The organism is Klebsiella sp. K4, from assembly GCF_014596785.2.
In the GTDB taxonomy this organism is placed as follows: domain Bacteria; phylum Pseudomonadota; class Gammaproteobacteria; order Enterobacterales; family Enterobacteriaceae; genus Klebsiella; species Klebsiella pneumoniae.
The window spans coordinates 3,889,432-3,904,248 of record NZ_CP115021.1; the positions used below are offsets into that span (position 1 = coordinate 3,889,432).

Sequence of the window (14,817 nt, forward strand, 5' to 3'; positions counted from 1 at the left end):
GATCCATTCACAGGCTCACACCCCGTAGGCCCGTGCAAGCGCGCCGCCGGGCAACAGTATCCGGCCCCCTCCCCTACTTCGCCAGGCTGGCAAAGCGAGCAAAGGCCGCATCAAAAATCGCCAGCCCTTGCGCCACCTGCTCAGCAGTAATGGTGCACGGCGGCACCACGTGAATGCGGTTCTCCACCACAAAGGCCAACAGCCCGGCTTCGGTCAGGGCCCCTTTGATCGCAGCCATGTCGGCGGCGGTCAGCGGCGTTTTTTGTTCACGGCTGCTCACCAGCTCCAGCGCCTGGAACAGGCCGCGACCGCGCACCTCGCCGATAATGGCGTGCTTCTCCGCCAGCGCCTCGAGACCGGGGCGCAGCACCTCGTTGCCGATAGAGGCCGCGTTCTCAACCACCTTCTCCTCTTTCATCGCGTCAATGGTGGCGACAATCGCCGCCATCGCCAGCGGATGGCCGGAGTAGGTCAGCCCCCCGGCAAAGAAGTGGTCGTCAAAATAGCGGGCAATCGGCTCGCTAATCAGCACCCCGCCCGCCGGCACGTAGCCGGCGTTAACCCCCTTGGCAAAGGTCACCAGATCCGGCACCACGCCATCCTGCTCGAAGGCGAACCAGCTGCCGGTGCGGCCAAAGCCGGCCATCACCTCATCGAGGATCAGCACGATGCCAAACTCGTCGGCCAGGGCGCGCACGCCCTGCATATAGCCTGCCGGCGGCACGAGGATCCCGGCGGTGCCGGGGATGGACTCCAGCAGGATCGCCGCGATGGCCGTCGGCCCCTCGCATTCAATGATCCGCCGCAGATGCGCCAGCGCGCGCTGGCACTCCTCTTCCTCAGTCGCGGCGTTGAACTCGCTGCGGTAAAGGTAGGGGTTGAAGAAGTGAACGTGGCCGCGGGAGAACTCATTCGGCACCCGGCGCCAGTCGCCGGTAGCGGCGATCGCGCTGCCGGTATTGCCATGATAGGAACGATAGGCCGACAGCACCTTGTCGCGCCCGGTATAGAGCCGCGCCATACGAATCGCGTTCTCATTGGCATCCGCCCCGGCGTTAGTGAAGAACACCTTACTGAAGCCCGCCGGCGCCAGGTCGACGATGCGCTTCGCCGCTTCGCCGCGGGCAAGGTTGGCGGTGGCGGGCGCGATGGTGACCAGGGTCTCCAGCTGCGCCTTCATGGCCGCCAGTACCCGAGGGTGCTGATAGCCAATGTTGACGTTCACCAGCTGGCTGCTGAAATCGAGCCAGGTGTTCCCCTCATAATCCCATAGCTCGCAGCCTTGCGCCCCGGCGATGACCAGCGGGTTGAGATTGCCCTGCATCGACCATGAATGAAACACATAGGCGCGATCTAATTGCCGAACTTCGTCATTGCTTACCGCGACCTCGTTGTGAATTGCCAGCTTCATACCCTGCCCTCTCTCATGTCGTAGTGGTTGGCTTCATCATTGGCCTTGGCCGCGCAAATCGGATAGAGCCAGTGCGCGCATAACGATGTGACACGGTGTCACATCCCCGCCCGTCGTCTGGCCCTGTGCCTTGTCGTCCGGCGTTTTTATAGTGAAGGGACAACCGCACAGGAGAATGAGATGGCAACGAGCAACGTAGTGTTTATCACCGGGGCGACCTCGGGTTTTGGCGAAGCGGCAGCGCAGGTGTTTGCCGACGCGGGCTGGTCGCTGGTGCTGAGCGGGCGCCGCTATCCGCGACTGAAGGCCTTGCAGGACAGACTCGCCGCCAGGGTGCCGGTGCATATTATTGAGCTTGACGTTCGTGACAGCGAGGCGGTGGCTGCCGCCGTGGCGTCGCTGCCCGCCGATTTCGCCGATATCACCACCCTGATCAACAACGCCGGGCTGGCGCTGTCGCCGCTGCCGGCGCAGGAGGTGGCGCTGGAGGACTGGAAAACGATGATCGACACCAACGTCACCGGTCTGGTGACAGTCACTCACGCCCTGCTGCCGACGCTGATCCGCCATGGCGCCGGGGCGAGTATTATCAATATCGGCTCGATCGCCGGACAGTGGCCCTATCCCGGCAGCCATGTGTATGGCGCCAGCAAGGCGTTTGTGAAGCAGTTCAGCTATAACCTGCGCTGCGATCTGCTTGGCACCGGCGTGCGGGTCACCGATCTGGCGCCGGGGATTGCCGAGACCGAATTTACCCTGGTGCGAACCAAAGGCGACCAGGCGGCATCGGATAAGCTCTATCGCGGCACCACGCCGCTGAGCGCGCGCGATATCGCCGAGCAGATGTTTTATATCGCCACGCTGCCGGCGCATATGAACATTAACCGGGTGGAGGTGATGCCGGTGCGTCAGGCGTGGCAGCCGTTCGCTATCGACCGGGATTAAGCGAAACCCGACGCATCCCCTGCCGGCGCTGCCGGCAGGGAATGCAGGCCGGACTAACGGCTGCTTTGCAGAAACTGCCTGACGCGTTCGGAGTCAGGCTGAGTGAAGAACTTCTCCGGCGGCGCCTTCTCAATCAGCAGCCCCTTCTCCAGAAACACCACCTCGTTGGACACCTGGCGGGCAAAATCCATCTCGTGGGTCACCACCACCATGGTGTAGCCCTCGGCAGCAAGGGCTTTCATTACCCCCAACACCTCATTAACCAGCTCCGGATCCAGCGCCGACGTCGGTTCATCGAAGAGAATAACTTCCGGCGACATCGCCAGCGAACGGGCGATCGCCACCCGCTGCTTCTGTCCGCCGGAGAGAGTGATCGGGTAGACATCGGCTTTGTGCGCCATGCCGACTTTCTCCAGCTGCTGCATGGCCATGGCCTTCGCCTCGTCTCGTTTCATGCCCTTAACGCGCAGCAGCGCCTCGCTGACGTTCTGCTGCACGGTCAGGTGCGGCCACAGGTTAAAACTCTGGAAGACCATCCCCACCCGCTCGCGGATTTTGGCCAGCTGGCGGTGCGACATCGCCCGGCCGCGCTGTTCATCAATCCCCAGCCGCTGACCGCCGATATGAATTTCACCGCGGTCCGGCTGTTCCAGCCAGTTCATACAGCGCAGCAGGGTGGATTTTCCCGACCCGGACGAGCCGAGAATACTCACCACGGTCCCCTTCTCCACCGTCAGGTTAATATCCCGCAGGACTTCCACATTATCGAACTGTTTGGAGACGTTTTTGACGCTTACGGCAATAGACTCAGGCATGGCTCATTCCTCTTTTTGCTCCCCAGGCGGTCAGGCGCTTAATCAGCAGCTCCAGCAGAATGCTGATCGCCCAGTAAAGCCCAATGGCGACGATAAAGGCGTTAAACGGAATAAAATAGGTCGCCTGGACGCTGTTGGCGGCGGCGGTGATCTCCTGAACGGTAATAATGCTCAGGAAAGCGGTGTCCTTCAGGCAAATAATCAGCTGATTGCCGATCAGCGGTAAGGCGGAAGAGACGATATTGGGTAAAATAATCCGCCGAAAAATGGCATAGCGAGAAAAGCCCTGAGCAATCGCCGCTTCAATATATCCGCCGGAAAATACCCGCCGCTGGCTGCGCAATATTTCAAAGAAATAGGCGCCATGATAAATAATCAGGGCCAGTAAACCGGCGGTCCACGGCTCCATGCTAATACCGAGCTGCGGCAGTCCGTAATACAGAAGATAAGCGAGGATCAAAAAAGGGATCGCGCGCATCAGGCTGACGAAACCAATAATAATCCGGTTAATCACTTTCTTTTGATATTCGCTAAAATAACACAGCGCAATACCGATAATCAGCGCCGCCAGGGCGGCGGTAATAAACAGTTCGAGGGTCGCGAATAACCCGGCAATAAAGCTATCGCGAACCGACCAGATAACGCCCCACTGATTCATAATGCCTCCCGTTCCTAGCGCGCCAGACGCCTGGCTTTACGTTCCGCGATACCCTGCAGCTTCAACAAACAGCCGATGATCGCCACATACAGCAGGCCGGCGGCGAGGATCGGCGACAGCGGCTCGTAGGTGACCGAGGAGATACGGTTGGTGACCCGGGTGAGATCCACCACGCCAATCACGGCGATCGCCGGGCTACCTTTGATCAAAAAGGACATCTCATTGACCAGCGCCGGCAGGCTCTCGATCCACATCTGCGGCAGCATGATGTAGCGGAAGTAGGTCCAGCGGCGCATCCCCACCGACTCCGCCGCCTCCCGCTGTTCGCGCGGAAAGGTGCGGAAGGCATTGCGCCAGATCTCAGCGTTAAACGCCGACGTGTTAAGCGTCAGCGCCACGATGGCGGCCACGTTCTTGTCGAGGTTAATGCCCATCGTGGGCAGGGAAAGGAACAGAAATAGCACCAGCGTCACCAGCGGCGTCGCGCGGGCCAGACTGATATAGACCACCAGCAGCTGGTCGATCACCGGCAGGCGCAGCATCCGTACCAGGGCGATCAGCAGGCCCGCCACCACCCCGAAGGCGATAGCGATGGCCGAAATCCAGAGGGTCGTCCATGCGCCTTCGATTAATAACTGCCAGGAAATTGCATCCATGAGGCCCTCCTTCTCAGCAACAGGCGGCGGTTACCCGCCGCGGAATATTACAGTCCGGCGAGTTTGTGAAACTGTTCCGGGCTGGTGATCGCCTCGGTCGGCAGGTTGTCATAGGTTTCGCCGAACCATTTTTTCTGCAGCTCGGCGAGCTTGCCGGTCTCCTTCATGTGGTTCATAAACCTGGTCATATAGGCCAGCAGCTGCGGCGAGTTTTTCGGGATCGGCCACGCCATATACCCCGGTCCGGAGACGGCCAGCCCTTTGGCGAAGACCTTCGGTTTGGCTTTCGCCAGGTCGTTTACCGAGATGACGACGTTAATCACGTAATCCAGTCGCTTATTCGCCAGGTCGGCGTAGGCTTCCGGATAGGAGGGATACTCCACCACCGGTCCCAGCTTGCCGCCGGTCTTCTCCAGCATCGCCTTCAGCTCCGGCAAACGCGCCAGCAGCGCGCTCCCGGCCTGTAACCCCACTTTTTTGCCGCTGAGATCGGCAATGGTATTTAGCGAGGTATCGCCAGCGCGTTTGACGAAATAGTGCTGCGCGGAGGCCCACGGTGGGGTGAAATCAAAGACCTTCAGCCGCTCATCGGTAATAACCGCCCCGGTTAAGGCCATATCGTATTGCCCGGTGGAGACAGCCGCTAATAATCCGGTCCACGGTAATATGCTCTGGTCGACATGGAATTTGGCGTACTTACGTAATTCCTCAAGCATATCTTTGTTAAAGCCATCGGCCTGGCCATTATTCATAAAGTTAAATGGCGCATAATCATCTTCCGTCGCCACTTTAAGGGTGCCGGATTTTTCTATTTCCGGAAGATCGGCCGCGACGGCGTGATAAGAAAAAGCGACCGTTAATACAGCGCTCAGACACATTGATGCCAATGATTTTTTCATTATTTCACCCCTGATGGATTGGCCAGACGGGTTCATTCCAGAACGCGAAAAGGTTTCTGCAAAATAGTGGCCGGGGACGTTCCGGTCCACGGCGGCTGAATACGTTTTTAATGTGGGAGCGTTTTTCAATTCCGTATAGAGCCAGATGGGCCGCATCGCTGTGTCAGATGGCGGCAGGGTGGTATGGAATTTGCTGAGTGTAACGGGTGGTCGCAATGCGTTATTGCCAGAGGAGCCCCGTATGATCCGTCACCTGTTACACGTTAATTTTCAGCCTGGCCGCGGTTTGCAGGAACAGGTGCGAGAGACGCTGGTGAATGCCATTCTCAGCGGGATCTTCGCCGCCGACACCCCGCTGCCCTCCTGTCGCCAACTGGCCAGCCAGCTTCGCGTCTCGCGCAACACCACCGCGCTGGTGTTCGAAAGTCTGGTCAACGAGGGCTACCTGATTAGCCGCCCACGCAGCGGTTACTACCTGCATCCCGACTATCATGAAGCTTCGCCTGCCGCCGTCGAGAGTGCACCGCAGCGCGAAGCGGCTGCACCACGCTGGGGCGACCGGCTGCAGATGACCCCCAGCCAGCAGGAGTCGATCCTCAAACCGGCGGGCTGGATGCACTACCGCTACCCGTTTATCTACGGCCAGCCCGATACCCGGCAGTTCCCGCTGGCCACCTGGCGCTCGGCGGCGAACTGGCTGCACGGCGGGGTGCGCGACCCGGCGTGGGTCATCGACCATATTGACCAGGATGTGCCGATGCTGATCGAGCAGATCCGCACCCGGGTGCTGCCCAAGCGCGGCATTGTCGCCGCGCCGGATGAAATTCTCATCACCCTTGGTTCGCAAAATGCGCTCTACCTGCTGACCCGACTGCTGCTCTCTTCCACCACCCGCATTGGCGTCGAAAACCCCTGCTTCCGCGAAGCCATCAACACCTTTCTGCTCGCCGACGCCGAGGTGGTGCCGCACCCGGTGGATGAAGAGGGGATCGTGCTTAATGAGCGTCCCTGCGATTACTACTATGTCACTCCAGGCCATCAGGTGCCCACCGGGGTGACCATGAGCAGTGCGCGGCGTCGCCAGCTGCTGGAGCATGCCGCCCGCCATGACGCGGTCATTATTGAAGATGATTATGACTCGGAGAGTAACTTTACCCTCAACCCGCTGCCGGCGCTGAAAGCCAGCGATCGCAGCGGCCGGGTGGTGTATGTCAGCAGCCTGTCAAAAGCGCTGTCACCGGGGCTGCGGTTGGGGTTTATGGTCGCCGACCCGGACCTGATTGACGAGGCGCGCGCCCTGCGCCGGCTGGTCTATCGCCATCCGCCGACCAACATTCAGTACCAGATGGCCCACTTCCTTGCCCAGGGCCATTATGAAACCCATCTGCGGCGCTACCACTATGACTCCGCCCAGCGCTGGGAGCGTCTGCACGCCGCCCTGCAGCGCTATCTGCCGTCGTGTCGCGCGCTGGCGGGGAGCGAACATGCTAACGCCTTCTGGCTGCAGACCCCGGCGCAGATCAACACCCAGCAGCTCACCTGGCGCGCCGCCCACGCCGGCGTGCTGATTGAGCCCGGGGCGCGCCATTTTCTTAACGCCGCGCCGCCGGATAACTATTTTCGCATGGGATTCCACGCCATTAACCCTGACGCCATCGCCCAGGGGGTGGAGGTCCTGCGCGGCCAGCTGGAGCAGATGGGTTAGCGGTATTGTTCATACTCAACGGCGTCGCGCACGCTGAGCAGCGCCGGGCGCAGGCTGTCGAAAGGCACCGATCCGAGCGCAATGCGCAGCGCCTGCGGGATCGTGGCGGAGACGCAGAACGGCTCGGCGGTCGATACCGAAATGCGGCGTTCCATCAGCGCATTCGCCAGCCGATCGGCCCGGCTCTCTTCACCCAGAGGCAGCCAGACGAAGTACGAATCGGGATGACTGACGACGGGAAGCCCGCAAAGTAGCTCGCGGGCCACCTGCTGCCGCTGTCGCGCATCCTGGCGTTTCTGCGTTTCAAAGCGCGCCACCGTGCCATCTTCAATCCAGGCGCAGATCAGCGAACTTATCAGCGTCGGCGTATTCCACGTCGTGGCCCGGATGGCGCGCTCAATCTCCGGGCGATAGCGCGGCGGAGAAATCACCACCCCCACGCGCAGTCCGGTGGCGATATTTTTTGAAAATCCGGTGACATACACCGTTCTTTCCGGCGCATAGCTGACCACCGGCGGCGGCGGATGGCTCACCAGCCGGGCGTAGGCGGCATCTTCAATAATCAGCAGATCGTGCTGGCGCGCGAGATCGGCCAGCGCCTGTCGCTGCCCGGTGTTAAGCACCCAGCCCAGCGGATTGTGCAGCGTCGGCATGGTATACACCGCCCGCACCCGCCGCTGCTGGCACAGCGTCTGCAGCGCCCGCAGGTCCGGTCCCTCCGGCCGACAGGGGATCGCCGCCAGCTCCAGATGATACAGTGCCGCCAGAACTTTGAAGCCAGAATAGGTCAGCGCATCCACCGCCACCACATCCCCCGGACGTAACAGCCCCATGACGGTCACCGCCAGCCCGTGCTGTGCGCCGTTGACGATCAGGACATTTTCCGCGTCCGGCGCAAAGTGCTGGCAGGTCAAATGGCGGGCGATAATGTCCCGCTCGGCGAGCCGCCCGGCGTGAGGCTGATAGCGCAGATGCGAGTCAATATCGCCCGCCATCGCCAGCTGCCTGAGCGCCTCGCGCAGCGCATCGCCCTGCTCCGGCAGCGAAGGGTAGTTGAAATTGAGATCCACGACATCGGCGGCGACCACCTGCTGATCGACCCCGTGCCCCGGCGGCAGCGAGAGGTCGCGCACGAAGGTGCCGCGGCCGGTTTCGCCGCTGACCAGCCCCATCTCTTCCAGTTCACGGTAGACGCGCGTGGCGGTGGCCAGCGAGATGCGCTCCCCGGCGGCAAGGGTACGGTGCGTCGGCAGACGGCTGCCTGCGGGCAGCTGCCCGCTGCGGATCGCCTGCGCATATCGATCGACAACGGCTTTATATCGGGCTTTCATCGCGAAATGTATCTATGACAATAATTTGATTGTATTAGATTGGCCACATTACCATCGCCGCTGACGATGCTCAAGCGGGCGCAGCCCAATCAGATAACGCGAGGTTAACGTGGTAGATTCAACACTGGATAAATCGGCGCCCGGCCCCTGGTCCGGATGGCTTCATGGTTTACTGGGGGTGATCATTTTCAGCGGTTCGCTGCCCGCGACGCGGCTGGCGGTGCAGGATATGGATCCGTTGTTATTGACCTTTCTGCGCGCCTCTATCGCCGGGCTGCTTGCCATCGCGCTGCTGGTGGGCTTTCGCCAGAAACGCCCGCGCCTGGCGCAGCTTGTGTCCCTGATCATCGTCTCATCCGGGGTGGTGCTCGGCTTTCCGCTACTCACGGCGCTGGCCCTGCAGCGCATCACCTCGGCGCATTCGATTGTGTTTATTGGCCTGCTGCCGCTGATGACCGCCCTCTTTGGCGTACTGCGCGGCGGCGAACGCCCGCGGCGGGCTTTCTGGATCTTTTCGCTGCTGGGCAGCCTGCTGGTGGTGGGATTCGCCCTGACGCAAAATGCGGCGGCCTCACTCAGCGGCGATCTGCTGATGCTGGCGGCGGTTATCGTCTGCGGCCTCGGCTATGCGGAAGGGGCGAAGCTGACGCGGGAGCTCGGCGGTTGGCAGGTGATCTGCTGGGCGCTGGTGATTGCCCTGCCGTTGATGCTCCCCGCCTCGCTGCTGGTTCAGCCCGCGTCCTGGCATGCCATCTCGGCCTCCTCCTGGGCGGCGCTCGGCTATGTGTCGCTGTTCAGCATGCTGATCGGTTTCATCTTTTGGTACAAAGGGCTGGCCGCGGGCGGGATCGCCGCCGTCGGCCAGCTCCAGCTATTACAGCCGTTCTTCGGACTTGGCCTGTCGGCGGCGCTGTTGCACGAAACCGTCAGCCCTTTGATGCTGGCGGTCACGCTGGGCGTGGTGCTGTGCGTGGTGGGCTCGCGCAAATTTGCCCGCCAGCGGGTTGGCGCAGGGAGCGGGAGCCGTGATTGACCGCCCCGTCATCCGCCGTCCCGGGTCGCGTCGGTGTAACCGCCTTACCCGGGTGACAGCATGATAAACGGCTGGAGGACGCGCCGCCGGGGAGGACGACCGTCTACACCGGCCGCGCGTACTGAAGCATCACCTGCAGCAGCACGTTGGCCCCGGCGGCGACGTGCTCCGGCGAGGCATACTCAATTTCGTTATGGCTGATCCCGTCCTTGCAGGGGATAAAAATCATCCCGGTGGGCGCCAGGTAGCTCATATACACTGCGTCATGCCCGGCGCCGGAGACGATCGGCCGCGCCGGATAGCCCAGCCGCTGCGCGGCATCGGCAATGGCCTGCTGGCATTCAGCATCGAACGGCGCCGCCGGATAGTGGCTTACCTGCTTCAGGGCCACCTGCAGACCGCTCTCCCGCTCAACCTCCGCGATAAACGCCCGCAGCTGGCGATCCATCTCGTCCACCAGCGCATCGCTGAGATTGCGCATATCAATGGAGAAGGTGACCTCCCCTGGCACCACGTTGCGGCTGTTGGGCCACACCTGCGCGCTGCCGACGGTGCCGCGTCCCTCTTCGCTGCGCCCGGCAATGGCCACCACTTCCTGCATAATGCGGGTCGCCACCTGCAGGGCATCCTGACGCAGGCGCATCGGCGTGGGTCCGGCGTGCGAGGCCTGGCCGGTGACCACGCAGTCGTACCAGCGGATCCCCAGCACGCCCTGCACGATACCGATGGTTTTCGCTTCATCTTCGAGAATCGGCCCCTGCTCAATGTGCGCCTCAAAATAGGCGCCGACGGGATGGTCCCCCGGGGTCTGCTCGCCAATATAGCCGATCTGCGCCAGCGCCTCGCCGACGCTGATGCCCTCTTTATCCGTGACGGCCCAGGTCTCCTCCAGCGGGAAGACGCCGGCAAAGACCCCGGAGCCCATCATCACCGGCACAAAGCGCGACCCCTCTTCGTTGGTCCAGAACACCACCTCAATCGGCGCCTCGGTGGCAATCTGCAGATCGTTGAGCGTGCGCACCACCTCCAGCGCCGCCAGCACGCCGTAGTTGCCGTCAAATTTGCCGCCGGTGGGCTGAGTGTCGATATGGCTGCCGGAGACGATGGGCGGCAGGCCGGGGTTGCGGCCTTCCCGGCGCATAAATACATTGCCTATTTTATCGATGGTGACGCTCATCCCGGCCTCCCGCGCCCAGCCTATTACCTTGTCCCGCCCCTGGCGGTCGAGGTCGGTGAGGGTCAGACGGCGGCAGCCGCCCTTCGGCGTGGCGCCGATCTGCGCGAGATCCATTAACGACGCCCACAGGCGGTCGCCATTGATGCGCCAGCCGGTGGTGTCGGTCGCGGGGGTAAAAAGTACATCACTGCTCATGGTAGTCTCCTGACATCAAGGTCGCCGCCAGCGTAACCGGCGGTGGGAATGCGCTATCAACGCCTGGTCTTCATCCTGTATGGTTTTTTGCCGCCGATCAGACGGCCAGGGCCTGGGCGTTAGCGTCAATCGCCAGCTCGCGCCAGCGGTGGCAACTCACCGCGTGGCGCTCCGCGACGGATTCCGTCGGCGGCAGACTCTGCTCACAGACCGGGCGACGGTGCGGGCAGCGCTCGGCAAAGGCGCAGCCGGGCGGCAAGCGCGCCAGATCCGGCGGCGCGCCGGGAATGCAGTGCAGGGCATCACCTTTCTTAAGCCCCTCTTTCGGCCGACTGCCCAGCAGCACCTGGGTATAAGGATGGCGCGGGTGGCGCAGGATCTCGCTCATCGACGCTTCCTCGACGATCCGCCCGGCGTACATCACCGCCACCCGGTCGGCGATCTCCACCGCGGCGCCGATATCGTGGGTCACAAACACGATCGACAGCCCGCGCTGCTTTTGCTGCTCGCGCAGCAGGATCAGGATCTGGATTTGCACCGTGGCGTCGAGGGCGGTGGTCGGCTCATCCGCCAGCAGCAGCTGCGGGTTACAGGAGAGCGCAAGGGCGATCATCGCCCGCTGGCGCATTCCGCCGGACATCTCGTGCGGGTAAGCATCCAGCCGCCGCTCGGGGCTGGGAATGCGCACCTGGCTCAGGGCCTCCAGCGCCCTGTCCCGGGCCGCCTGGCGCGACAGCCCTTCGTGGCGGCGCAACCCTTCAATAATCTGCTGCCCGACGGTGTAGACCGGATCGAAGGCCAGCAGCGGCTCCTGAAAAATCATCGCGCAGCGTCCGCCGCGATAGCGCCGCAGCTGGCTGGCGCTCATCGTCAGCACCTCGTCATCCCCCACCTGCAGGGTGCCGGAGAGCTCACTGCTCCCTGGCGGGTGCAGGCGCATCAGCGCCCGCAGGGTCACGCTCTTGCCAGAACCCGACTCGCCAATCAGCGCCATCACCTCCCCCTTTTGTACGTCAAAGGAGACTCCATTGACCGCGTTGATGGTCTGCCCGTCGCGGCGAAAGACGACCCGCAGGTCGCGCACATGGACAAAGGCGTTATCCGACATGGCTGACCTCCTTAAGGGGGATGCTTTGATGCCAGGGCGAGGCCGGCTGCGCCATCAGGCAGGCGCTCTGGTGCCCCTCCCCGACCGCCTCCAGCCGCGGTTTCACCTCGGCGCAGACCGCCTTCGCATGCGGGCAGCGGGTGTGAAAGCGGCAGCCGCTCGGCGGCGCGATGGGGCTGGGGGGATCGCCGCTTAGCGGCGAGGTCAGGGTGCGGTTTTCCGGGTCCATGGAGGGCATCGAGCTTAACAGCGCCCGGGTATAGGGGTGGGCGGAGGCGGTAAACAGCTGCTCCGCCGGGCCAATCTCCACCACTTCGCCAAGGTACATGACGAGGATCCGATCCGACAGCCAGCGAACCACGTGTAGATCGTGGCTGATGAACACGTAGGTCAGCTCGAGAGTCCGTTTAAGCTCCTGCAGCAGCTGCAGCACCTGGGCTTCCACCGATTTATCCAGCGCCGACACAGCCTCATCGAGGATCACCAGCCGCGGCTTCATCGCCAGCGCGCGGGCGATATTCACCCGCTGCCGCTGGCCGCCGGAGAGCGCATGCGGGTAGCGGTCGGCAAAGCGCGCCGGCTCAAGGCCAACGTGCGCCAGCAGATAGCGGGCATATTCGCTGGCCTCTCTGGCGCTGACGCCGTGGACGCGCTGGCCGAAGGCGATGCTCTCCTCCATGGTCAGGCGCGGATTGAGCGAAGCATAGCTATCCTGGAAAACCATCTGCACCTGGCGACGGTAGGCTTTCAGCGGCAGACGTGACGAGCCGACCCCCTGTCCGTCGAAGATCAGTTCGCCGCTGTCCTGGGTGAGCAACTGCATCAGCAGCCGGGCGGTGGTCGATTTGCCGCAGCCCGACTCGCCGACCACCCCCAGGGTTTCGCCTTTCATCACCGTGAAGCTGATATCGTCCACCGCCTGCACCACCTCCCGGCCTTTGCCGCCGCGAAAGTACTTCAGCAGGTGATTGACCTTCAGCAGCGGCTGCGCCGGCCCGCCAAGGTCGATATTGATAAAGGGTTGCATCGCTTACTCCTTAATCGCCATTGCCGCACGCAGGCGGTCCGCGAGGATATTGAACGAAATGGAGGTGATAAAAATCATCAGGCCCGGCAGGGCGGCCACCCACGGCTGGGTATAGATTGCCGTGCGCAGCGTATTGAGCATCAGCCCCCACTCGGGCTCCGGCGGCCGCACGCCGAGGCCGAGAAACGACAGGCCGGAGGCGAGGATCATGCACACCGAAATCAGCCCGGTGGAGAAGACGAAGATCGGCCCGAGCACGTTGCCCAACACCTGGACGCGGATAATGGTCAACGCGCTGGCGCCAGTGGCCCGGGCGGCGTCGATATAGTCCATATGTCGCACCTGGGCGGTCACGCTCTCGGCAATCCGCGCCACCTGCGGAACAAACACGAGGGTCAGCGACAGCAGCGCATTGCCGATGCCCGCCCCCAGCGCTCCCGACAGCGCAATCGCCAGCAGGACGGAGGGAAAGGCATAGAACACATCCACGGTGCGCATAATCACGGTATTGGTTTTGCCGCCCGTATAGCCGGCGATAATCCCGATGGCCCCGCCGATAAAAAAGGCGAACACCACCGGGACAATTCCCATAAACAGCGACAGTCGGGTGCCAAGGATCAGCCGCGACAGCATGTCGCGTCCCAGCTCATCCGAGCCCAGCAGGAAGCCATCGCTGCCGATGGGTTTCAGGCGCAGGAACATCGACGTTTGATAGGGATCTTTGACGATAAGCCACGGACCGAGCAGCGCCAGGGCCAGCAGCAAGAGGATCACCACGCCCACCACCACCCCGCCGGGGTCGCGCAGTAGGCGGCGCAGCACGCCGCGCCAGTAACCTTGCCGGGTAGCGTGGGCCGCTGCGGCCGGGACCGCTTTCGTCGTTGCCGTATCCACCATGGTCAGCTCCTCTTAATACGCGGGTCGAGGGTGGTCTGCAAAATATCCACCAGCAGGTTGAGCAGCACGAAAAACAGCGCCAGCACCCAGATGGTGCCCTGCAGCAGGGGCAGGTCGCGCTGAAAAATGGCGGTATTGAGCAGCAATCCGGTTCCCGGCCAGGAGAAAACGGTCTCCACAAGGATCGAGCCGCCCATCAGATAGCCCACCTGCAGCCCCATCACCGCCAGCGCGGTGGGCGCGGCATTTTTCATGACATGGACAAAGATGCGCGACTCGTTGAGCCCGCGGGCGCGCAGGCCAACGATAAACTCCTGGCTGAGGATATCGGCCACCTGCGAGCGCACGGTGCGGGCGATAATCCCGGTCGGGATCACCGACAGGGTGAGGGCCGGCAGCAGCATGAACTGCAGGTGCGCCCAGTCCCATTGCCAGCCCACCTCGCCTATCGGCCCGCCGCCGGTGGCCGGCAGCAGCGCGAACTTGACGCTGCAGAGGATCACCAGCAGCATCCCCAGCCAGTAGTGCGGCACGCTGACGCCAAACACCGACAATACCGAGGCCAGACGGTCAATGACGCTGTTGCGAAAATAGCCGGCGACAAAGCCGAACAGGCTGCCGAGGACAAAACCGATCGCCGTCGCCAGCAGCGCCAGGCGCAGAGAGTAAGCCACCGCGGTCATCACTTCGTCTATCACCGGGCGGCCGGTGGCGACCGACATACCAAGGTCGCCGTGCAGCGCCCGCCACAGCCAGTGGATAAACTGCAGGGGCAGCGGCTTATCAAAGCCGTAAGCCTGCATTAATGTCTGACGCAGCGCCTCCGAGGCGTCCGGCGGCATCACCGACACCAGCGGGTCGCCCGGGGCGATCTGCACCAGCATGAAACAGATCACCGCCACCCCCAGCATGGTGGGGATAGCCAGCAGAATGCGGTATAGCAGCGTATTGATCATCGGT

At 62.5% G+C, this 14,817-nt stretch carries 14 protein-coding genes; 3 read left to right on the forward strand and 11 right to left on the reverse strand.

Annotated elements, in window-relative coordinates; all coding sequences use genetic code 11:
* Window positions 1-73: 73 nt before the first annotated feature.
* On the reverse strand, window positions 74-1,411 hold the full coding sequence (locus IB144_RS19345; RefSeq protein ID WP_048337574.1) for an aspartate aminotransferase family protein: 1,338 nt from the start codon (window positions 1,409-1,411) through the stop codon (window positions 74-76).
* Window positions 1,412-1,591: 180 nt separating this feature from the next.
* Here IB144_RS19345 and IB144_RS19350 point away from each other — a divergent pair, with 180 nt between their 5' ends.
* Window positions 1,592-2,356, forward strand: coding sequence for an SDR family NAD(P)-dependent oxidoreductase (locus IB144_RS19350; protein WP_004176941.1), 765 nt, complete (start codon window positions 1,592-1,594; stop codon window positions 2,354-2,356).
* Window positions 2,357-2,409: 53 nt separating this feature from the next.
* Here IB144_RS19350 and IB144_RS19355 read toward each other — a convergent pair whose 3' ends face one another.
* The 4 genes from IB144_RS19355 to IB144_RS19370 are packed head-to-tail and all read right to left on the reverse strand — an operon-like array spanning window position 2,410 to window position 5,384.
* On the reverse strand, window positions 2,410-3,171 hold the full coding sequence (locus tag IB144_RS19355) for an amino acid ABC transporter ATP-binding protein (RefSeq protein WP_004151676.1): 762 nt from the start codon (window positions 3,169-3,171) through the stop codon (window positions 2,410-2,412).
* Window positions 3,164-3,829, reverse strand: coding sequence for an ABC transporter permease subunit (locus IB144_RS19360; RefSeq protein WP_002893189.1), 666 nt, complete (start codon window positions 3,827-3,829; stop codon window positions 3,164-3,166). Before IB144_RS19360 ends, IB144_RS19355 begins: the two co-directional genes overlap by 8 nt.
* A 14-nt stretch (window positions 3,830-3,843) precedes the next feature.
* Window positions 3,844-4,485, reverse strand: coding sequence for an amino acid ABC transporter permease (locus IB144_RS19365; RefSeq protein WP_002893187.1), 642 nt, complete (start codon window positions 4,483-4,485; stop codon window positions 3,844-3,846).
* A 47-nt stretch (window positions 4,486-4,532) separates the two neighbouring features.
* Window positions 4,533-5,384: a transporter substrate-binding domain-containing protein gene (locus tag IB144_RS19370; protein WP_004178926.1), complete on the reverse strand. Its 852-nt coding sequence runs from the start codon at window positions 5,382-5,384 to the stop codon at window positions 4,533-4,535.
* Window positions 5,385-5,625: 241 nt separating this feature from the next.
* Between IB144_RS19370 and IB144_RS19375 the strand changes: the two genes are divergently transcribed.
* On the forward strand, window positions 5,626-7,089 hold the full coding sequence (locus IB144_RS19375; RefSeq protein ID WP_117057020.1) for a PLP-dependent aminotransferase family protein: 1,464 nt from the start codon (window positions 5,626-5,628) through the stop codon (window positions 7,087-7,089).
* Here IB144_RS19375 and IB144_RS19380 read toward each other — a convergent pair.
* Window positions 7,086-8,420, reverse strand: a complete 1,335-nt coding sequence (locus IB144_RS19380) for a PLP-dependent aminotransferase family protein (RefSeq protein WP_046654602.1) — start codon at window positions 8,418-8,420, stop codon at window positions 7,086-7,088. The genes IB144_RS19375 and IB144_RS19380 overlap by 4 nt on opposite strands.
* Window positions 8,421-8,544: 124 nt before the next feature.
* On the opposite strand from IB144_RS19380, the gene IB144_RS19385 reads away from it, so the two are divergent.
* Entirely contained in the window at window positions 8,545-9,453 is a 909-nt protein-coding gene (locus IB144_RS19385) for a DMT family transporter (RefSeq protein ID WP_064114759.1), read from the forward strand.
* Window positions 9,454-9,556: 103 nt separating this feature from the next.
* Here IB144_RS19385 and IB144_RS19390 read toward each other — a convergent pair whose 3' ends face one another.
* The 5 genes from IB144_RS19390 to IB144_RS19410 all read right to left on the reverse strand — a co-directional run bounded on the left by IB144_RS19390 (window position 9,557) and on the right by IB144_RS19410 (window position 14,813).
* Window positions 9,557-10,825, reverse strand: a complete 1,269-nt coding sequence (locus IB144_RS19390) for a Zn-dependent hydrolase (protein ID WP_064114754.1) — start codon at window positions 10,823-10,825, stop codon at window positions 9,557-9,559.
* 97 nt (window positions 10,826-10,922) lie between these two features.
* Window positions 10,923-11,933 (reverse strand): ABC transporter ATP-binding protein, encoded by a 1,011-nt coding sequence (locus tag IB144_RS19395; RefSeq protein WP_023316317.1) that lies wholly within the window; start codon window positions 11,931-11,933, stop codon window positions 10,923-10,925.
* Window positions 11,923-12,960 (reverse strand): ABC transporter ATP-binding protein, encoded by a 1,038-nt coding sequence (locus IB144_RS19400; protein ID WP_004223507.1) that lies wholly within the window; start codon window positions 12,958-12,960, stop codon window positions 11,923-11,925. The genes IB144_RS19395 and IB144_RS19400 overlap by 11 nt, the downstream gene beginning before the upstream one ends.
* A gap of 3 nt (window positions 12,961-12,963) precedes the next feature.
* Window positions 12,964-13,857: an ABC transporter permease gene (locus IB144_RS19405; protein ID WP_019704899.1), complete on the reverse strand. Its 894-nt coding sequence runs from the start codon at window positions 13,855-13,857 to the stop codon at window positions 12,964-12,966.
* A 2-nt stretch (window positions 13,858-13,859) separates the two neighbouring features.
* Entirely contained in the window at window positions 13,860-14,813 is a 954-nt protein-coding gene (locus tag IB144_RS19410; protein WP_004178910.1) for an ABC transporter permease, read from the reverse strand.
* Between the last annotated feature and the right edge of the window lie 4 nt (window positions 14,814-14,817).